We start from the raw sequence: 17,733 nt of genomic DNA on the forward strand, positions 1-17,733 counted from the left end.
GCAGCTTACCGGATTCAGAAATATGAGCAGTTTACGCGGAACAGACGAGGTAATCCCCGATGCGCGGGATGGTCTCACAAAAACGGAACGGACGATACTTTACGTCCTGAGCGAGACCCAGAAGGAGTTAGGCGGGCGTAATGTACCTACCGTGATGCTCTATGGCCGGGTACTGGAATACGTGAATATCAGCGAGGAAGAGCTGCATCTTTACCTGGATCGTCTCGGCGTCAAGGGAAACGGCCTAGGCGGCTGATCATCAAGGCTGGCAGGCACGCATGTGCTCCGGGTCGATCCGGTAAAAACGGCACAGGGCAGCGTAGACGTCAGGTTGTTCACGTTTCAAGTGCTGCGGTTGTTGATAGAAGGCCTCGGTCAGCACCGCGAAAAACTCGGCTGGTTCGGTGGCGCCGTAGGGATCGAGCCAGGGTTTGTGGTGGTGTTCCAGCCGGTGTTGCAGGTGGTCCCAGGCTTCGGTCATGGTTTCCTGCCAGCGTGCAGCGTCATCGCCACTCAGTGGTGGTGCGCCGTCTGCGGTGCCATCCAGGTAGTCCAACTGATGGGCGAATTCGTGAAGAATTACATTGTGCGGGCCATGAGGATTGGCGATGGCTTGTTCACACTGGCTCCAGGCCAGAATCACCCGGCCGTGGGACCAGGCCTCTCCGGCCCGGGTTTCGTCACTGGCGCTGACCACCAGGCCATCGCTTTCGGTGTCCTTTACCCGGTAGATATCGGGATAGACCAGGATGCTTTTGACGTCATCGTATTCGTAAAATCCGCGTTCAAGCAGTAAAAGGCAAGCATGGCCGGCAATGGTCACTCGCACCCGGTCATCGATTTCAAAACCGGCACATTCGTAGAATTCCTTCTCCGAGATAAAGAGCTGCACCAGATTCTCCAGCCGGGTTTTGTGGCTGTCGGCGAGCCGGTTGTAGAGGGGGACACTGCTCTGGAGGTGTTGTCTCCATTGCGCAGGAAACGGTTGTTGCAGTTCGCGTTGGCGTCGCCAGTTGCGGTAGAAAAACAAATAGAACAGCGAGCCGCCAATCAGGGCACTGGCGATAACAGCAAAAACAAGCGGTGCGGACATTGGTGACTTCCCTGTGAATGTCCGGCCAGTCTACCGCAAGGCTCAGCGAACCACGAACACCGAAATGTCGCTGTGTTTGACGATTTCTGCCCCGTTAGACCGCAAAAGGTGCAGGGTGTCGCCGAGGCCCGGTGCATGGGAGGCCATGATTACCAGATCGGCCTTGGTATCCTTGATCGCGCCCAGTAGTATTTTATCCAGCTCAACGGCGGTATCGACCGATTCCAGCACCCTGGATTCGGTCTGAATGCCGTGGCTCTTACCCTGTTCCTCGGCAAACTCCGTGAGTTTGTCTGCCAGTTCCTTCGGGTTGTGGGCCGCGGCTCCCGGGGTACTGTTGGTGACTGTCACGTAGCACAGGCTGGCCTGGTAGTGTTTGGCCATGTCGATGGCAGTGTTCAGGGTTTTGGGTATCTTGTCGAGATGGGCAAGATCGACTGGAACCAGTATTTTCTGATACATGCGTCCGTCTCCTGTGGTCAGAATTTGATCTGTACTCTTCAAGTCTGGACGATGACCTCAGGATGCTGCAAATCGGGAGGATGCGATGAAGTATATTTTCGAGGTCACGGTGAAAGACGGGCACTCTGCTGAGGAGTATGCCGATGCCTGGGTCCGGGCCAGTGAGCTGATTCAGCAGGCGCCCGGTGCCCGTGGTACCGAACTACACCGAAAGATTGGTGAGCCGAACAAGTTGATCGCTATCGCCAGTTGGGACAGCAAGGCCGACCGCGATGCCATGGATGCCCGGAAGGACCCGAGGATCGCGGAGATCATTAAAAGCGCCGCTCCGTTTGTTGAGATTCGGCCTTTGGGTGAATTTGAAGACCCTGAATGGGTGGTACTGCCGCCAGGCCAGAATAGCGACTGATTAGCTGTGATCAACTTTGTGTAGCTGGAAGTCTTTCTCCAGACGGTAGGTGTCAAAATCCCGGGCCAGGAAAAGGTGGCCCGTGTAATGCTGCAACGCCTCGGCGGCGAGCTGATTGATGTGCGGTGTGCCACCCGGGGCCGATTGGTAGCGGGAGCTGAAGTGGGTGAGTACCAGATTGGGCAGCTTCGTTGCCTGTGCGAACCGGGCCACCTGCTGCGCCGAGCTGTGTTGGGGCCAGGGGCCAACCCGGTCTGCGACATCCTGGGTGTAGGTGGCCTCGTGAATCAAGACGTGGGTGCCTTGGCAGGCATTTTTCAGCAGTTCCGGGATGTCGTTGTCACCGCCGACAATGATTTTTCGCGCGGTTCTGGGAATGTGAGTGTAATCGTCGCTACGCAGCAGGCGCCCATCATCCAGTAGAACATCTTTGCCTTTCTGCAGGTCACCCCATTGAGGGCCAGGCTCTATGCCATCAGCAACCAGTTTCTCCTTTTGCAGCTGACGTTCCAGGTTGCGCTCTGTGAATACGTAGGCCCGGCAAGGTACCCGGTGTGAAAGCGCCACGTTGGTAACACCCAAATGGTCATCCTGCCAGTAAAAACCCGGAGCTTCCGAGTTGATGAAGTTCAACGGATAACTCAGGCTGGAGTCACTGTTTTCGATGACCGCATCGATAAACCGGCGTACCTGTGGCGGCGCAATGATGTCCAGAGGCTCGGTGCGACCCAGCATGGAAGCGCTGGTAAGCAAGCCCGGTAGCCCGAAGATGTGGTCACCATGGATGTGGGTGATGAAAATGGCGCGCAACTGCATCACCGAATACCGTGTGCGCATCAGCTGGTGCTGGGTGCCTTCACCGCAGTCTACCAGATACCAGGGTTTGGGCCCCGACAGGCAAAGCGCCAGGCCGGTGACGTTGCGTGACCGGGTTGGTGTTCCGGCCGATGTGCCAAGGAAAGTGAATTCCATCGTGCCTCGTTTCGCGGTAATGTGCACCCTAATAATACGAAACCATGCTCTCAGATGATACGGGATCCATCATGTCTGAACTCGCCAACTACGAAAGTTTCAATATTGAAGTAAAAGACCACATCGCCCACGTTCAGTTCAGTCGCCCCGAGGCGCTGAATACCATGAACAAGGCATTCTGGCTGGAGCTGCCGCGCTGCGTTCAGGACATTGAAGCCAATACCGATGCCCGGGTGATTGTGATCTCCTCGACCGGAAAGCACTTTTCCGCAGGCATGGATCTGGGCGTGTTCTCGGATCCGAAATCCGTGCCCATGAGTGGTGACCCTGGCCGTATGGCGGAGAACCTGCGAAGAGTCGTACTGCAGCTGCAGGATACTCTGAGCTCTCTGGAGAAAGTACGTCTGCCCGTGCTGGCTGCCGTGCACGGGGGCTGTATTGGTGGGGCTCTGGACCTGGTGTGCGCTGCTGACAGCCGGTATTGCACCTCCGATGCCTATTTCACAATAAAGGAAACCGAGCTGGGCATGACAGCTGATGTGGGCACGCTGCAGCGGCTGCCTAAACTGATGCCTGAGGGCGTGGTGCGTGAGCTGGCTTATACGGGCCGCAAATTCGGTGCTGAAGAAGCCCATCGCCTGGGTTTCGTGAACTCGGTATACGAGACTCAGGAAGCGATGCTTGAGGGCGTGATGTCCATTGCCGCCCAGATCGCTGCCAATTCGCCGCTGGCGGTGACCGGCTGCAAAGAAATGATCAACTTCAGCCGCGATCACAGCGTAGAAGACAGCCTCCGCTACATGGCCACATGGCAGTCCGGCATGTTCCGCCCCACGGACATGATGAAATCCTTCCAGGCCAAGGCCCAGAAGCAGGCGCCCGCCTACGACGATCTGTTCCCGGTCAAGGGCTTGTTCGAAAACTGAGTTATGGCCCAAGGTCGCGCCAATGTATCCACCACCGCCGCCCTGTTGTTTCAGGGCGGTATTGGTTTGGTAGGCTGGATCGCGATCTGGCTGTTCGATATTCCGTTAATGCTGAACGGCCTGAATCTGCTGGAAATCCTGCTGTATGGGATCCTGGGCGCTGGCACCACCTACCTTGTGCTATTGCTGCTGACTCAGCTCTCCTGGCTGTTCCCTGATGATCTTGGTTCGCAAATGCAGGCCCTTTACCGTTTCGCGGCGAGTTATCGCTGGCCGGTATTGCTGACCTTGTGCCTGCTCGCCGGGGTGGGGGAAGAACTGCTGTTTCGTGGTGCAGTGCAGGGCTGGCTAATGCAGCACACCGGGCCCTGGACAGCCTTACTGGCGGCCTCTGTGTTGTTCGGGTTGGTGCACTATGTGTCGTTTACCTATTTTCTGGTAGCAACGTGTCTGGGCCTGATTCTTGGTGGCGCTTACCTGGTATGGGGCAGCTTGCCCATGGTGATGGTCTGGCATGCGGTTTATGACATGCTCGCGCTGTACTGCCTGCTGAACTATCCCCAGTGGTTCGGCGTGAAACCTTGATGTTTCCAGTCTAAATAATTCAAACGGTCGTATGAATTTTCGTTGAAAATGCAGTGTGGCTGTAAGAAGATAGCCAGCTACACAGTTTTCAGGCTGATTCTCAACCGTTTGGATGTTCCTATGAATTCAACCATTCGCCGCTGGTTTGCCAGTGCCGGCGCCCTGCGCCGAGTGCTCTCTACTTTCGCCCCTTACCTGGGGGCAGGTATTAAAGTCACTCACATTGCTGATGACTTCAGCTCTGCAACGGTGGAAATGCGTCAGCACTGGTACAATACCAACTACGTGGGCACGCACTTCGGCGGATCTCTCTACAGCATGGTTGACCCAATGTATATGCTGTTACTGATGCGCCGACTGGGCAACGATTACATCGTGTGGGACAAGTCCGCGAGTATTGATTTTATCCGCCCCGGCAAGGGCGTGGTAAAGGCCCGCTTCGAGCTGACCGATGCGCGTCTCGAGGAAATACGCGAAGCCACCTCTGATGGCGACAAGTACCTGCCGGAGTGGTATGTCGACGTTGTGGACGAGGCAGGAACGGTCGTTGCCCGAGTCCATAAGGTGCTGTACGTCAGGCGAAAGCCGGCTGAGTAATGCCGGCACCAGCCCACTATGGTTGTTCCACTTTCTTCAGAAAAGCCGCGATGTCGTCGAATGCCTCGTCTGCCTCAGGGAGAAGTGGCGTGAAGATGTGCCATACATGCACCATGTTCTGCCAGGTGTGAAGCTCCACCGGTGAACCCTGGGCTTTTGCCTTGGCAGCGTAACGCGTGGCGTTGTCCAGCAGCATTTCCGTGGTGCTTGCGTGGATAAGCACGGGTGGCAGCTTGTTAAGCTCACCCCGCAGAGGTGATGCAACCGGGTTGGTGGGAGAGATTCTGAACGCGGCAAGTGTTCCCCACCACAACACGGGCAGCGGGATTTTGGACAAACCACCAAACACCGGGCCCAGCAGTGGGTCCGTGCGAATATTCTCGCGATTGCTAGGCGCCGTCAGCGTGAGATCCGTGGAGGGTGACAGGGCAACGGCGGCATCGGCCTGCCGCAGGCCATTGTCGCGAATCCACGCCAGCAGAGACAGGGTATGGCTACCGCCCGCCGAGTCTCCGGCAACCACCATGAAGTCGACGGGCGCTTCGCCGTCCGGGCCATGATTCAGCAGCCATGAATAGGCCTGGCGGCAGTCCCGAATGCCATCCATGAACCGGTGTTCGGGCATGAGCCGGTAATCAACCGCAAAAACGGCAGCATTGGCAATCCGGGAAAAACGGTCGGTAATCGCCCGGTGACTGCGAGGGCTGCCAGCAGCCCAGGCACCGCCGTGAATATAGAGCACACGTCGGCGGGAATCGGCCCCGGGCGCCAATATCCATTCTCCACGCGGATGATCCTGATGACGGATGTCCGATTCGATATCCACGCCTTCACCCAGGCTATCCAGGTGATTGCGGAGGGCGATCAGCCGGGCTTTGCCTTTCAGGCCGCGGGAGGCGCGCCCCATGTCCTTGATGCGTTCTATGACCTCATCATGAGCCGGGTTTGGAGCAACCTCCTTCATAACCCAGTCCTGGCCGTCGTACTCGGAAAGATCCTTTACCCGGAAGATCAGCAATGTGACCAGGACAACAAGAGTAACGACAGCGAGCAGAATCCAGAGCATGGACAATCCTTGGGGCGCGAGACACAGGGCATTGGGACGACTATAGTCGAAACAGCGTTAAGCATATAGGAGTACGCCGTTTTGCAAATAGCCTATCGGGCCCGGGATATTACCGAAGCTCACATCATAGCTGGCCTGCTGAGGGCCAATCACATAGAGGCGCACGTTGGCGGGCATTACCTGCAGGGTGCACTGGGCGAAATCGGCGCTGCCGGCTTTACCAATGTGCATGTGGCTGACGAGGACTGGGTTCTCGCCAGAGCCTTGATTGAGGACTACGAGGCAAACCGGCTTGAGCAATCCTGAAGCTTCAGGCGTTTAACGGATAGCGTTCCAGCACGGTATAGACAGAGCCGCTCTGGCCTGGAGTACTTTCAAACAGCGCAAAGTCCTGAACCGACCAACTGCCAAACCGGGTGCTCCGATAACGCTCGATCAGCTCGGCCACCGAGCCCGCGCCAGCCCGAAAGCGGCTCAGTGTGATGTGAGGTTTGAATGAAGGATTCTGGAGAGTGAAGCCGTCGTTGGTGAGCCCTTGGGCAAGGGTGCGTTGCAGTTCCCTCAGTTCATCCTCGTGAGAGACCCCCGCCCAGAGGATTTTCGGGCTCTCCTCCTTGCCGAAGCAACCCAGCCCGGCGGCTTCCAGCTCAAAAGGCGTATGGGCCACCTTTCTGGCGTTATCCCGAGCCTGGGTTACCTGTTCGCTCTCCACCTCTCCCAGAAACGCCAGGGTTAGGTGAAGCTGGGCTTCGCTTTGCCAGCGGGCACCGTTAATGTCAGTTTTTACCGTTAAGACGCTGGTCTTGATCGACTCAGGAATTTCCAGCCCGAAGAACAGTCTTGGCATAAACTCCTCCTTAGTCGGGACGTAGCCCGGTCTGGTCAATGTTGTTATAGTATAACGTTTTTGAGGCCCGAATTATGTCCAGCATTTCCCGACCGATTCCCACCAACCTGATTCTGGGGTTTCTTGGCGTTGGCAAAACCACTGCCATTCTGGACCTGCTACGCCAGAAGCCGGAAGGGGAAACCTGGGCGGTACTGGTGAACGAGTTCGGCGAGGTGGGCATTGATGGTGCCATCCTGGAGACCGAGGGGGCGGTGGTGCGCGAGGTGCCGGGTGGCTGCATGTGCTGCGTCGCGGGGCTGCCCATGCAGATCGGCCTGAATCAACTGATTGCCAGAGCCAAGCCGGATCGTCTGCTGATTGAGCCCACGGGCCTTGGTCATCCTTCCCAGATTCTCGATACCCTGACCGGAGAGCATTATCAGGATGTCCTGGCGTTGGGGCCGGTGATTACTCTGGTGGATCCACGCAAGCTCGAGAACCCGAAAGTGCTTGAGAATGTGCAGTTCCGGGATCAGATCGAAGCTGCCGATATTCTGGTCGCCAACAAATCGGATCTTTGCACGGCACAGCAACTCTCGGCGTTTGAAGACTGGGTTGCCACACTGCCCCTGACGAAGCGTGCCGTTTACACGACAAGCCAGGGACATTTGGCGCCCGAGTGGCTGGACGGTGAGATGGAGCGTCAGCCGGTATCCAGCCCGGATGCACATCAACAGCGTGCTGCACTTGATCTTCGCCCCCCGGCACCGTCTCTGGACGAGCAGCCCTGGCAGCGGATGACCAACCGTGGTCAGGGGCATTACAGTCTGGGCTGGCGCATCCACCCGGAAATTCAATTCTCGGAGGCGTCTCTACTGGCAACGGCGATGGACGAACGTCTGGTGCGGTTCAAGGCCGTCGTGCATACCCTGGATGGTTGGCGCGTGATCAATCAGGTGGAAGGTGCGTTGACCGTTCAGCCCTGTGAGCCGGGAGAACAATCGCGGATTGAATTGATCAGTTCAGAGCCTTTGGCAGAGAACGATCTGGATCTGGAAATGAAACGCGCCGCCGGGTTGGCAGAGTGAGGGCCCGGAACGGGCCCTCGGTGCATTACTGGTGACCGTAGATTCTCATGCGGGTGTTCTGCACAGAGAGGTTGTCCAGTGTCAGGGAACCGATGCTGGTTCCGCCCACCAGAACCTGGCCAATCTTCATGTCTGCGTCAAACTGCTGCAGATCAATCGCCAGGGAATCGTCTGAGCTGCCGAAGCGTTGGTCTTTGTAGACATCCACTACGATATCCGCGGCGGCATCCAGAATGGTCGGGCCATTGCCACCAGTTGCTTTGTCAGCAACCTTTTCGAGATAGGTATTCTTGGTGAGCTGAAGGTCACGAATACCGATCGCGAGGAAGTCGACATCGATATCCAGATCGGAAATACCGACCTTTGTGTTCAGGGTGAGCTTGTCGGTCGCGGTATCCACGGTGATGCCGACCTTGTTGAAGATACCCCTCATTGAAAAGTTGCTTGCCAGCAGGGTGGAGTCTGTGTTGCCTTGCAGGCTCCATTCACCGGTTGTCACGCCAAAATCGACCGGGGCCGCGGTGATTGGCAGTACGTTGATGATGGCGTCGCCATCCGGGGCAACGTCGATCTCGATCTTGATGTTGTCGATCAGGTCGGTGTAATCCTTGAAGGCCAAGCTTCTGCCAATCTCGATGTCTTTGAACATCTCATCTTCATAGCCGGCGCCAGCACCGCCGATGCTGATGTCCTTGATGGCGAGAGAGCCCTCATCGGTGTATCTGAATTCACCAATGTTTACTTTGGTTTCGAGCTCGATGGTGACACCGGCCTGGCCGGTGATGCTGCCCATCTGAGCATCGTCGATTGGTTTAAGCTCTGCCTGCGCGGCAAACGGCGCGCCGATGATAGCCAGTGCTAGCAGATTTCTTTTCAGGCTTTTCATTGCATTGTTCCTTTTTTGATTTTGTTTTTACTGCGTATGAGGTCCACGGCCAGCTGCGCTGACCATGGACCCGCCTCCGGCATTGCCGGAAGTTCTTACTACTCTGGAGTCAGCTCCAGATCGATGGTGTTGCCCGGGCCTGTCATGAACTGATTCAGCAAGCTGGTGAGCAAGCCACAGTTCTCCAGTGCTGGCAGCTCATAGACACCGCTTACCGCGCCGCCGGTGGCAGGCGAGAAGTTGGAGCCTTCAACGGAAGTGAGCTGGATATCAACTGGCTGGCTGGTCTGGCACTCTTCGCCACCACCAATCTTCACCGGCAGGCCGAACAGTTTGATGGCAACCTTGGGCACCTTCACGTACAGGTGAGAGTTCGCCGTCAGCTTGCCGTCGACCAGAGAACCAGTGGTTACTTCAGCCTGTTCAAACTCAACGTTTGCAGAGGCGTGGATCTTGCTGAACAGCAGTTTGATGGAGAAGTTGCCAGAGGTTGGTTCAACATCCAGGTCCGCCTCGAATGTGCCAGAAGCAAGATCAAGGAGTGTGGCAATGCTGCCAGTCAGGGGCAGTGTGCCGCCGGTAGCCTTGATCAGGGTTGAGCCTTCAAGGCCCAGCAACAGTTCCAGGGTCGGATTTCCGGTCTGCTCATAAGCTTCGGCAGTGACCGGAACCTGGATCTCCGGATTCTCGGAATCGCTGGAACGGATCACCAGGTTGGCGTTGCTCACGCCTACCGATGCTGCGGTAAAGGCTACCTGAACAGCGCAGCTCTCGCCGGCCGCGACGGTGGTACAGTCTGTCGACTGGGTGAAGTCGGCCGCGTTCGCGCCTTCCAGTGCAATGCTGTCGATCTGCAGAGCAGCGTTGCCACTGTTGGATACGGTCACTTCGGCACTGGCGGATTCACCGAGGAGTATCCGGCCAAGGTCGATGGACTCCGGATTGACGCCGATTTCGGGAACCGGTGCCAGGACTCCACGGCCGGTCAGCCCAACGTCCACAGACGGTGTTTCGGCGTCGGTAGACTGGATAGTCAGAGTGGCGTTGCGGGTACCTTCCGTGGACGGTGCGAACGTTACGTCGACATCACAGGAGGCACTGGGTGCAATGGTGGTACAGCTATTGGTTTGTGTGAACACTGTGGAATCTGTGCCACCAATGGAGATGCCATTGATGCCCAGCTCCGAATTGCCGGTGTTGGAGATGGTAACGGTTTGCGTGGCGGTCAGGCCGGCCTGAACGTTGCCAAAGGCCAGTTCCTCAACGCCGACATTGATGCGGGGCGCCTCAACCGTATCGCCTTCGACGAGAACGGTCTGGAGCAGGTTGTCCTGGTCAGGAAGCTGCACGCAGTCTGTGGTGATCTCGCCGATAGGCGCCGGGGCTATGTCACCATTGGCGGTGCGAGCAATCAGATCCAGGGACAGGGAGCCGACGCGAATCTCAGCCTCACCGATATCATCATCGGTGAACAGCACCTCGGGAGCCGTGCCTGCAGCGGGAACGTTAAACTCTCCGGTCTCGGACGGAATGTTGGTTGGCGGAATGTCCAGCTTTACGATCTGTTCAAACGTGCGGTTGACCGTCACGATTTCGTTGATGCTGGTGGCAACCCCCTCGAGGGTCTCGGAATTGACCAGCTTCAGGCCAGTGCGCGCGTCGTCATTAACGACGGTAATGGCGTCAACCTGAAACTGCGGTGTGGGTTGTCCAACGGTAGCGACCGGCGGTATATCGGCGCTGATCTGGGCGCGAATGGGTTGGGTGCCGATCAGTGGGAACGGGCATTCAAAGGCCAGTTCCAGGGAAACCTGCTCGGCAGACGCATTACCTGCGCCCCCCGCCATCAAAGCCGCCGCGGCAATCGCGGGGCCGAGCTTGCGGACACTCGTATTGAGGTTCCTGAGTTTCATGAGTTCGTCCTCTGTACGTCGTTATTTGTTGTAGTGGGTTGCAGACAACACCGATAAGGACTGCTCAATCGGACTTGCAAAGATCCCTTTGCCATACGTGTTCACGTATGAGTGCAGCGTTATTAGACGGGGAGAGGGTGCCGCGGGTCATTGCTTGTCGCGGCACCGTTTTTGTTCAAAGCGGAGAGAGGCGAAGGGATTGTCTAAACCGTGAACGGTGTCAAAACGAAAAGTGAGCTGTGTTCACTTTTTTGAGCGGGCTTGCCGCCGAACGTCGCCAGGGGTTGTGCCCGTCCAGGACCGATAGGCTTTGGTAAAACCGGCCTGGTCACTGAACCCCAGTTTTTCGGAGATGGACTCCAACGGTACGTTGGTGTCTTTCAGGTAAAGGGTGGCGAAGCTTTCGCGAATTTCGTTCCGCAGTTCCCTGAACGAGGTGCCGGCGCTGGCAAGATGCTGGCGCAGGGTGCGCGGGCTGATGTCCAGGCGCCGGGCAATGTTTTCGGTGGTGCAGGGGCGGCCGGGTTGGCTCATGATCAGTTCGCGAACCTGCATGGCGGTTTCGTCGGCTTCCAGATTGCCCGGTTTTCGATGGCATCGGGTACGGGCTACCAGAAACTCCAGGTTAGCCTCACTTTTAGGGGCTGGTGAGCCCTTCAACGGCATGGTTACCTGAGCAACCGGTGCCTCGAATTCGAACTCGCATCCGGGGGCCAGTAGTTGCCAGTCGTCCAGCGAGGCAGACGACGGAAAATCAAACTGGAAGTTGAAGTTGCTGCAAACCTGGCAGGAGATACGGTGAATGCTGCCCATATAGATTTTGGTCAGGCAGGGTCTCAAGTCCTCCACGCCCCACGTATCGATCAGCCGGATGCGGAATGTGGAGCCGGTCGATTCCAGTTCCATGTCCATCAATGGCAGGCCTACGCGCAGGTATTGGACGATCATGCTCACCAGGCGTCGCGGATTTTCCTGACCCAACATGGCGAACCCGAGAAGGCCGTGACTGGGCAGGTCCAGTTGTTGGCCAAATTCGAACGCCGCGCGTTCGTCGGTCATCAGCCAGTCCGCCTGTCGCAGCAAATCCATGACCTGATGCATGGACAAGCTGGCGTCCGGGTTATTCAGCATTTCGTCGGTGATGCCGGTATTGGCAAGAATGGTATGCCGCTTTACACCGCGATGTTCCATAAAACGGACAAAACGGCGGGCATAGCGAGCCGAGACGATCGGCACTTCCAGTGCAAGTTCGGATGACGTTTCCATGTTCCTGTCTCTGAGCCGGGGGCTTCCTGGCACTTAGCCTTGAATTGTTCTGTTGGTATCATTCAAGAGGTACTATCCGGCTCCTCTCTACTCTGCGGCAGTATAGGCAGCGGGAAAGGGGGGCTTTTACGTAGCCGGTCACAAACCTGCCGCATGGCCGGATATGACAATGAAACTTTTGTCAGGTTGAAAGTGCATGATTGAAAAGCCGGAGCCTAAGGAATGTCTTCAAGCGCACTGCCCGGTTTGCCGAACCGGGCAATTGGCGCCTTTTCGGACGATTGGAGATCAGCGCTATCTTCGTTGCGGTTTGTGTCAGGCAACGGTCATGGCCCCGGAGTGTCGTTTGGCTGAGGACCGGGAGCGGGCCGTTTACGAGTTGCACGAGAATAGCGAGTCTGACCCGGGTTACCGGCGGTTTCTCACCAAACTCGCGGAGCCCTTACTGGCACGTATGGAAGCTGGCGCCTGTGGCCTGGATTTTGGCTGCGGGCCCGGTCCGGCATTAGCGAAGATGCTGGAAGAGGCCGGGTTGGCGGTGGCTCTTTACGATCCGTTCTTCTATCCCGACGACCGGCTGTTGACGCAGCGGTATGACTTTGTCACCTGCACGGAAGTTGTCGAACACCTTTACCAGCCGGCCGAGGTGTTCCAAATGCTGGATCGCCTGTTACGGCCTGGCGGCTTGCTTGGCATCATGACCTGTTTTCAGACCGACGACGACCGTTTTGACAACTGGCACTACCGGCGTGACCCGACGCATGTGGTGTTCTACCGGGAGTACACCTTTGACTGGCTGGCGCAGCACTACGGCTGGGATCTCGAGATTCCGGCGAAAGATGTTGTACTCCTGAGGAAACCGATTTGACCGGTTGTTAATCCGTGTCTGATGGACAGGAGGGTATCGCCGGGCATCCCGCCGGATTTGCCCCTTTGGGCAGGATGTCATCGCCGGCTGACTCAAACCGGTCCGGTGCCAGCGTGGCCGCACAAGCCGAGGCCTTTCGAGCCTGAGCCGGGCACCCGGCATCGTTCAGTGCGATAGCGAGGTTGTTCCAGCCTTCAGCGAACTCCGGGAATTTGTTGATGACTTTCAGGAAACCGTCAGCGGCCTTCTGATGACGCCCTAGCTGGTACTGGAGATTGGCTTTTGCCATGAGTGGTGTTGGCTGCTCTTGCCACTTTGTTATTGCCGTTTCGTAGGCCCGCTGAGCTGCGAGAGTATGGCCTGTTGTTTCAAGATCGTGGGCCGCCCGGAGGTATGGAAGCATTTCACCGGTGGAGGGTATCCGATCCGGTGGCAGAATGACGGTAGCCCAGTGGTCTGCCTTGGCCCACGTGTTGTAAAACACTTTATACGGCATTTCATAATGGCGCCGGGTGTCCGTGTTCAGAATCAAGACTTGCTTCTCGGTGTCGTAACCGACTACCACAGCGAAATGCCACTGAGGCCACCAGCCCAGGCGGAGGTTCTGCATGATCAGAACGGGATTGCCAGCTTCAACCTCGGCGAGAACTGCCTCGGGCTCTGGTGGTAAACGGTATACCAGCATATCGTGGGACCGCGCACCCGCAACCATTTCCACTTGCAGAGAGCCTTCCTTGCCCGGCAGATAGACCAGTTCTTTCAGAATATCCGGATTGGTCTCCAGCCCCTGTGCGTTCAGCATCATGGCCAGCGATGCCGGACCGCACTGGTATTTTTCTTGCGGATAGAAGGGAACACTCTCAAGCAGTGTGGCAGAGCTTGCTGATTCAGCGCTACGGGGCGTGGTATCTGGCCAGTCCGGGGTGGATGCGCACCCTGCCAGCAGAACGACGGCCGCCAGAATGACGGCCGTAGTGTGTTCAGGAAACCTGCTCGCTTTCAGCATTACAAATCAGCGAATGCATTTCACGAAGGGGAACAGATCCGTCGCGCAGAGCATATCGGTTATGATGAACACCACCAGGAACAGAACAATGATGCCGACAACCCCCTCGCCGGTTGGTGCTTCGGCCAGTTGTTGCTCGAACTCGGCCAGTTCGGCCGGCGTCAGATTCTGGATGCGCTCCGCAACCTGGACTTCTGTCACGCCCAGTTGCTGCAGTTTTGCCTTCACTTCCTGATCTTCAAGCATTTCCAGCAGCTGTTGCCGGTCCAGATCGACCTGCTGTTGCTGGATCAACTCACCGGTACCCACCATGCCTGCGTTGGCGGACATGGAGAAGGTGGTCGTAAACGCGAGGAGTACGGCCATCGTCAGTGAGAACTTTCTTAAGTGCTTTCTGATACCGTTCATGTGAGGCTCCTTTCTCTGTTGTATTCCAGTACAGTAGATAGCGATCTGTACTCATTCAACATACAAAACGTTCACACAGCCGCTCGGGTTCCATGACTATTTGGTCATTGCGCGGGCGTTCAGGTACTCAGCGAAAAGCTTCAGCAAGTGATTTGCATCAGGGGCAGGGCATACACCCTGCAGCAGGCTCTGGGCGTCCAGGCCTTCGGCGACGATGTCCGGAAATTGGACTTCGAGGTAGGCTTTCATGATGGCTTCGGTGAATTCAGGATGAAACTGCACGCCCCAGGCATGTTCGCCAACCCGGAACGCCTGGTGTGGCTCGAAGGCTGAATTGGCAAGCAGTACAGCGCCCGGAGGGAGCTCAAGTGCTGATTGCTTGTGGGTCAGGTGGGCGGGGAATTCTGCCGGCAACTGACTGAACAGGGGGTCTGAACTGGCGCTGTCGAGCAATCGCACGGTGTGCGTGCCGGTCTCGCGGCCTTTAGGATGGTAATCTGCCTTGCCACCCATAGCGTGGGCCAGCAACTGGTGGCCATAGCAGACTCCGAGAAGTGGAACCCTGGTCTCGACGGCCTGTTTTATCCAGCGGGCGGTTTCTTCGCTCCAGGGCGCTTTGTCGCTGACCATTGCCGGCGAGCCGGTAATGACGATACCAGCCCAGTCGCTGGGAGCAGACGCGGGTGGCGTTTGCACGGCATCCAGCACGGTAACGTCAAGATCACCGTTGAGGTTGCGGAGGAACCAGGCGTCGAAATCACCAAACTGATCCCGTATCTGCGGGTAGGTTGAGCCTGTTTTCAGGATAATAACCTTTGGCTTTTCCACGCCTGCTACCTCCGCCCTGTCGCGCCGCTGTGACTACACTTTGCCAGCAGAGGTTATTCCTGCGGCAGTTCTGCGTTGTGGAATACGTTCTGTACGTCGTCCAGATCGTTAAGCATGTCGAGGAATTTCTCGAACATCGGGATGTCGTCGCCTTCTACCACGGTGGTGGTTTTTGGCAGGAACTGGATCTCGTCCACATCGAACTCAATGCCTTCAAACGCGGCTTCCAGAGCTTGTTTGGCTTTGGCGTATTCGGTGTTCGGGGTGAATACCGTGATTTTGCCGTCTTCGCTTTCGATGTCGGTAACGTCCACGTCGGCTTCCATCAGGGCTTCCAGTACGGCCTCTTCATCCTGGCCGGCGAATGCAAAGATGGCGCAGTGATCAAACATGTGGGCCACGGCGCCCGGGGTGCCGATCTTGCACTTGGTTTTGGTGAACGCCAGGCGAACATCGCCAAAGGTTCGGTTCGGGTTGTCAGTCAGGCAGTCCACGATGACCATGCAGTTTCCGGGGCCATAGCCTTCGTAGCGGGCCGGCGCATAGTCTTCGCCTGCACCACCCTTGGCTTTGTCGATGGCTTTTTCAATAACGTGGGTGGGCACCTGGTCTTTCTTGGCCCGCTCAATCAGCCCGCGCAGGGAAAGGTTGGCTTGCGGGTCGATGCCACCAGCCTTGGCGGCCATGTAGATCTCGCGGCCGTACTTGCTGTAAACCTTGGTTTTCGCGGCGGCCGTTTTGGCCATGGATTCTTTGCGGTTTTGGTAGGCTCTGCCCATATTCGCTGCCTCTAGGGTTCAGTGAAAAGGCGGATTTTACTGAACCTGAGCGGATTGCAACAGGCCTGATTTCGCAGCTTTTGCCAGGAGGTGGTTCCGCGTCCCTGCGGAACCGGGTTGTTACACGTATTCCACCGGCTGGCGATAGTTGTCCTGGGATACCAGATCAATGCCACAATCCATATCGCTGACCCAGTTAAGGAAGCGATCAATCATAACCGGGCCTTCAAAGCGCTTGCCATGCTGGGGCACGATCATCGACACGTCCATGTCTCGAACCATGTTGGCCCAAAGACGACAGACTTTCTTGGAAGCAATGTAACGGCGGTGGAAGCCGATCATGTTCGGGATGTGTTTGTCGAAATCTTTCACCGGCTGGTGGTCGTCTTCTCCGCCCATGGACGCGCCGAGGTCACCTGAGAACAGGATTTTTGAGACCGGATCGTAGAATTGAAGGTTACCGACCGAGTGCATGAAATGCGCCGGCAGGCACTGCAGATAAGTCTCCCCGAACCTCACATTGGCGCCGCCGTCAGGAATACTGACGATGCGGTCGTAGACGCTGCCGCTGAGCTGGTTGGTGACGTAGCTGGACACCAGGTGCGGCAAGAAGCGCGCCCACAGCTTTGAGGTAACGATTTTTGCCCGGGTGTGGACAATCCAGCGGTCGATGGCGCCGATGATGTCCGGGTCCTGGTGGGACGCGAAGACATAGTCCATATCGCGGATGTTCATGTACTTGGACGCGGCGACGGAGAGTGGGGTGTAGGTCAGATCTCCGCCGGGGTCGATCAGGGCTTCGTGTTTGCCATCAACAATCAGGAACTGGTTGGACTGAACGCCTTCGCCAGTGACCAGGGAATCGAACATCAGGCACTTGTGGTGTCCGTTGTCGAAGAGAACAATCGGTGCTGCCGCCATTTCTGTCTCCCGCAAAGCAGTAGGGTCTTCGGCTTCAGGCACACTTATAGCCCGATGGCCGGATATTGCAAACTGCGCGGGAGAGTACAGAATTGACAAATATAAATTGTTGCCTCAGGTCAATTATCTGATATTCATCAAGTTACCGATTGTTGCCTGCGCTCCCACAGGCTTACGCCATTGACGGCAGGCGTTTGATACCACGGCGTAATCCCTTTTCCAGCGCGACCTGAACCGCTTTGCCGGTAAACGGCACAATATCCTCAAAACGGATGGAGTACTGAATACGGGTTCTTCCTTCGCCTGCATCGGAGAACAGAATACGCCCCAGGTGATTACGCAAAGGGCTGATGCTGCTGATGGTGTACTCAATCAGAGAGTCGGGTTCAAAACCGAGTACGGTTTCCTCAAGAGACAGCGGGCCAATGCCGATCTTGCGAACCGAGCCAATGCCGTTGGGGTCTGCCTGGTCGCTGTCCTTGATACGCTTGACCGGTGCCCCGACCAGTTTGCCGAAGCGGTGGTGGTCGGCAAAAACGGCAAAAGCCTTGCCCCTGGGGACATCGAAAGTTTCATCAATTTCAATGGTGTACTGTGCCATGGTGCTGCTCTTGTTGTTAGACGGTGTTCAAGGTTAACCGTTCACCGGGTTCAACAAAAGTCGCAGGCGCGGGTTTTCATCACTGAGAACTGGTTAAAACAGGCCATCGGTTTGTTGGTTGGTATTCCGGAGGCTGGTGGTTATAATCGGGACTGCTCAGGATGAGTCAGTTCAACATAATCTTCAGGGATCGAAGTCATGCCCCAGGCAAGCGGATTGCAGTTCACCGC

22 protein-coding genes are annotated in these 17,733 nt (G+C 56.7%); 8 read left to right on the forward strand and 14 right to left on the reverse strand.

What is annotated here, in order from left to right:
• Positions 1 to 22: 22 nt before the first annotated feature.
• Positions 23 to 256: a hypothetical protein gene (locus tag C7436_RS16355; RefSeq protein WP_121208470.1), complete on the forward strand. Its 234-nt coding sequence runs from the start codon at positions 23 to 25 to the stop codon at positions 254 to 256.
• 3 nt (positions 257 to 259) lie between these two features.
• Here the strand turns inward: C7436_RS16355 and C7436_RS16360 are convergent, their stop codons facing one another.
• A complete protein-coding gene (locus C7436_RS16360; protein ID WP_121208471.1) occupies positions 260 to 1,093 on the reverse strand; it encodes a M90 family metallopeptidase in 834 nt (277 codons plus the stop codon).
• 42 nt (positions 1,094 to 1,135) lie between these two features.
• Entirely contained in the window at positions 1,136 to 1,555 is a 420-nt protein-coding gene (locus C7436_RS16365) for a universal stress protein (RefSeq protein ID WP_011785641.1), read from the reverse strand.
• 85 nt (positions 1,556 to 1,640) lie between these two features.
• Between C7436_RS16365 and C7436_RS16370 the strand changes: the two genes are divergently transcribed.
• On the forward strand, positions 1,641 to 1,964 hold the full coding sequence (locus C7436_RS16370; RefSeq protein WP_022992939.1) for an antibiotic biosynthesis monooxygenase family protein: 324 nt from the start codon (positions 1,641 to 1,643) through the stop codon (positions 1,962 to 1,964).
• Here the strand turns inward: C7436_RS16370 and C7436_RS16375 are convergent, their stop codons facing one another.
• Entirely contained in the window at positions 1,965 to 2,936 is a 972-nt protein-coding gene (locus tag C7436_RS16375; protein ID WP_121208472.1) for a ribonuclease Z, read from the reverse strand.
• A gap of 71 nt (positions 2,937 to 3,007) precedes the next feature.
• Here C7436_RS16375 and C7436_RS16380 point away from each other — a divergent pair, with 71 nt between their 5' ends.
• The 3 genes from C7436_RS16380 (at position 3,008) to C7436_RS16390 (ending at position 5,044) form a co-directional block, all read left to right on the forward strand.
• A complete protein-coding gene (locus tag C7436_RS16380; RefSeq protein WP_011785638.1) occupies positions 3,008 to 3,862 on the forward strand; it encodes a crotonase/enoyl-CoA hydratase family protein in 855 nt (284 codons plus the stop codon).
• A 3-nt stretch (positions 3,863 to 3,865) separates the two neighbouring features.
• Positions 3,866 to 4,447, forward strand: coding sequence for a CPBP family intramembrane glutamic endopeptidase (locus C7436_RS16385; RefSeq protein WP_121208473.1), 582 nt, complete (start codon positions 3,866 to 3,868; stop codon positions 4,445 to 4,447).
• A 120-nt stretch (positions 4,448 to 4,567) separates the two neighbouring features.
• Complete coding sequence (locus tag C7436_RS16390) at positions 4,568 to 5,044, forward strand: DUF4442 domain-containing protein (protein WP_121208497.1); 477 nt, start codon at positions 4,568 to 4,570, stop codon at positions 5,042 to 5,044.
• 16 nt (positions 5,045 to 5,060) lie between these two features.
• On the opposite strand, the gene C7436_RS16395 is transcribed toward C7436_RS16390, so the two are convergent.
• Positions 5,061 to 6,110: an alpha/beta hydrolase gene (locus C7436_RS16395; protein WP_121208474.1), complete on the reverse strand. Its 1,050-nt coding sequence runs from the start codon at positions 6,108 to 6,110 to the stop codon at positions 5,061 to 5,063.
• 81 nt (positions 6,111 to 6,191) lie between these two features.
• Here C7436_RS16395 and C7436_RS16400 point away from each other — a divergent pair, with 81 nt between their 5' ends.
• Complete coding sequence (locus tag C7436_RS16400) at positions 6,192 to 6,416, forward strand: putative signal transducing protein (RefSeq protein WP_011785634.1); 225 nt, start codon at positions 6,192 to 6,194, stop codon at positions 6,414 to 6,416.
• 4 nt (positions 6,417 to 6,420) lie between these two features.
• Here the strand turns inward: C7436_RS16400 and thpR are convergent, their stop codons facing one another.
• Positions 6,421 to 6,957, reverse strand: coding sequence for an RNA 2',3'-cyclic phosphodiesterase (gene thpR / locus C7436_RS16405; protein WP_121208475.1), 537 nt, complete (start codon positions 6,955 to 6,957; stop codon positions 6,421 to 6,423).
• Positions 6,958 to 7,031: 74 nt separating this feature from the next.
• Here thpR and C7436_RS16410 point away from each other — a divergent pair, with 74 nt between their 5' ends.
• The gene (locus C7436_RS16410) at positions 7,032 to 8,027 is read left to right on the forward strand and encodes a CobW family GTP-binding protein (RefSeq protein ID WP_121208476.1); all 996 of its coding nucleotides are present in this window, start codon (positions 7,032 to 7,034) and stop codon (positions 8,025 to 8,027) included.
• Positions 8,028 to 8,052: 25 nt separating this feature from the next.
• On the opposite strand, the gene C7436_RS16415 is transcribed toward C7436_RS16410, so the two are convergent.
• The 3 genes from C7436_RS16415 to C7436_RS16425 form a co-directional block, all read right to left on the reverse strand.
• A complete protein-coding gene (locus C7436_RS16415) occupies positions 8,053 to 8,913 on the reverse strand; it encodes a DUF6160 family protein (protein ID WP_121208477.1) in 861 nt (286 codons plus the stop codon).
• A gap of 98 nt (positions 8,914 to 9,011) precedes the next feature.
• Entirely contained in the window at positions 9,012 to 10,826 is a 1,815-nt protein-coding gene (locus C7436_RS16420) for a choice-of-anchor D domain-containing protein (protein ID WP_121208478.1), read from the reverse strand.
• Positions 10,827 to 11,069: 243 nt separating this feature from the next.
• Positions 11,070 to 12,092 carry a helix-turn-helix transcriptional regulator gene (locus C7436_RS16425; RefSeq protein WP_023010841.1) on the reverse strand — a complete coding sequence of 341 codons (1,023 nt, stop codon included), beginning with the start codon at positions 12,090 to 12,092 and terminating at the stop codon, positions 11,070 to 11,072.
• Positions 12,093 to 12,288: 196 nt separating this feature from the next.
• Between C7436_RS16425 and C7436_RS16430 the strand changes: the two genes are divergently transcribed.
• Positions 12,289 to 12,960 carry a class I SAM-dependent methyltransferase gene (locus C7436_RS16430; RefSeq protein WP_121208479.1) on the forward strand — a complete coding sequence of 224 codons (672 nt, stop codon included), beginning with the start codon at positions 12,289 to 12,291 and terminating at the stop codon, positions 12,958 to 12,960.
• Positions 12,961 to 12,967: 7 nt separating this feature from the next.
• On the opposite strand, the gene C7436_RS16435 is transcribed toward C7436_RS16430, so the two are convergent.
• The 6 genes from C7436_RS16435 to C7436_RS16460 form a co-directional block, all read right to left on the reverse strand.
• On the reverse strand, positions 12,968 to 13,966 hold the full coding sequence (locus tag C7436_RS16435; protein WP_121208480.1) for a PA2778 family cysteine peptidase: 999 nt from the start codon (positions 13,964 to 13,966) through the stop codon (positions 12,968 to 12,970).
• 6 nt (positions 13,967 to 13,972) lie between these two features.
• Positions 13,973 to 14,374, reverse strand: coding sequence for a PA2779 family protein (locus C7436_RS16440; RefSeq protein WP_121208481.1), 402 nt, complete (start codon positions 14,372 to 14,374; stop codon positions 13,973 to 13,975).
• 96 nt (positions 14,375 to 14,470) lie between these two features.
• Positions 14,471 to 15,202 (reverse strand): glutamine amidotransferase, encoded by a 732-nt coding sequence (locus C7436_RS16445; protein ID WP_121208482.1) that lies wholly within the window; start codon positions 15,200 to 15,202, stop codon positions 14,471 to 14,473.
• 53 nt (positions 15,203 to 15,255) lie between these two features.
• Positions 15,256 to 15,981: a YebC/PmpR family DNA-binding transcriptional regulator gene (locus C7436_RS16450; RefSeq protein ID WP_011785624.1), complete on the reverse strand. Its 726-nt coding sequence runs from the start codon at positions 15,979 to 15,981 to the stop codon at positions 15,256 to 15,258.
• A 120-nt stretch (positions 15,982 to 16,101) separates the two neighbouring features.
• Positions 16,102 to 16,902: an oxygen-binding di-iron domain-containing protein gene (locus C7436_RS16455; RefSeq protein WP_011785623.1), complete on the reverse strand. Its 801-nt coding sequence runs from the start codon at positions 16,900 to 16,902 to the stop codon at positions 16,102 to 16,104.
• A gap of 172 nt (positions 16,903 to 17,074) precedes the next feature.
• Positions 17,075 to 17,503 (reverse strand): SRPBCC family protein, encoded by a 429-nt coding sequence (locus tag C7436_RS16460; RefSeq protein ID WP_121208483.1) that lies wholly within the window; start codon positions 17,501 to 17,503, stop codon positions 17,075 to 17,077.
• Positions 17,504 to 17,733: the final 230 nt, after the last annotated feature.

It is taken from the genome of Marinobacter nauticus (assembly GCF_003634635.1).
Lineage (GTDB): Bacteria > Pseudomonadota > Gammaproteobacteria > Pseudomonadales > Oleiphilaceae > Marinobacter > Marinobacter nauticus.

Bases quoted from the DNA above. Each gene is read 5' to 3' on its own strand.
- C7436_RS16455 (WP_011785623.1), bottom strand. From the start codon at position 16,902: ATGGCGGCAGCACCGATTGTTCTCTTCGACAACGGACACCACAAGTGC.
- C7436_RS16360 (WP_121208471.1), bottom strand. From the start codon at position 1,093: ATGTCCGCACCGCTTGTTTTTGCTGTTATCGCCAGTGCCCTGATTGGC.
- C7436_RS16420 (WP_121208478.1), bottom strand. From the start codon at position 10,826: ATGAAACTCAGGAACCTCAATACGAGTGTCCGCAAGCTCGGCCCCGCG.
- C7436_RS16375 (WP_121208472.1), bottom strand. From the start codon at position 2,936: ATGGAATTCACTTTCCTTGGCACATCGGCCGGAACACCAACCCGGTCA.
- C7436_RS16440 (WP_121208481.1), bottom strand. From the start codon at position 14,374: ATGAACGGTATCAGAAAGCACTTAAGAAAGTTCTCACTGACGATGGCC.
- C7436_RS16435 (WP_121208480.1), bottom strand. From the start codon at position 13,966: ATGCTGAAAGCGAGCAGGTTTCCTGAACACACTACGGCCGTCATTCTG.
- C7436_RS16370 (WP_022992939.1), top strand. From the start codon at position 1,641: ATGAAGTATATTTTCGAGGTCACGGTGAAAGACGGGCACTCTGCTGAG.
- C7436_RS16430 (WP_121208479.1), top strand. From the start codon at position 12,289: ATGATTGAAAAGCCGGAGCCTAAGGAATGTCTTCAAGCGCACTGCCCG.
- C7436_RS16385 (WP_121208473.1), top strand. From the start codon at position 3,866: ATGGCCCAAGGTCGCGCCAATGTATCCACCACCGCCGCCCTGTTGTTT.
- C7436_RS16395 (WP_121208474.1), bottom strand. From the start codon at position 6,110: ATGCTCTGGATTCTGCTCGCTGTCGTTACTCTTGTTGTCCTGGTCACA.
- thpR (WP_121208475.1), bottom strand. From the start codon at position 6,957: ATGCCAAGACTGTTCTTCGGGCTGGAAATTCCTGAGTCGATCAAGACC.
- C7436_RS16390 (WP_121208497.1), top strand. From the start codon at position 4,568: ATGAATTCAACCATTCGCCGCTGGTTTGCCAGTGCCGGCGCCCTGCGC.
- C7436_RS16410 (WP_121208476.1), top strand. From the start codon at position 7,032: ATGTCCAGCATTTCCCGACCGATTCCCACCAACCTGATTCTGGGGTTT.
- C7436_RS16365 (WP_011785641.1), bottom strand. From the start codon at position 1,555: ATGTATCAGAAAATACTGGTTCCAGTCGATCTTGCCCATCTCGACAAG.
- C7436_RS16460 (WP_121208483.1), bottom strand. From the start codon at position 17,503: ATGGCACAGTACACCATTGAAATTGATGAAACTTTCGATGTCCCCAGG.
- C7436_RS16450 (WP_011785624.1), bottom strand. From the start codon at position 15,981: ATGGGCAGAGCCTACCAAAACCGCAAAGAATCCATGGCCAAAACGGCC.
- C7436_RS16425 (WP_023010841.1), bottom strand. From the start codon at position 12,092: ATGGAAACGTCATCCGAACTTGCACTGGAAGTGCCGATCGTCTCGGCT.
- C7436_RS16355 (WP_121208470.1), top strand. From the start codon at position 23: ATGAGCAGTTTACGCGGAACAGACGAGGTAATCCCCGATGCGCGGGAT.
- C7436_RS16415 (WP_121208477.1), bottom strand. From the start codon at position 8,913: ATGAAAAGCCTGAAAAGAAATCTGCTAGCACTGGCTATCATCGGCGCG.
- C7436_RS16380 (WP_011785638.1), top strand. From the start codon at position 3,008: ATGTCTGAACTCGCCAACTACGAAAGTTTCAATATTGAAGTAAAAGAC.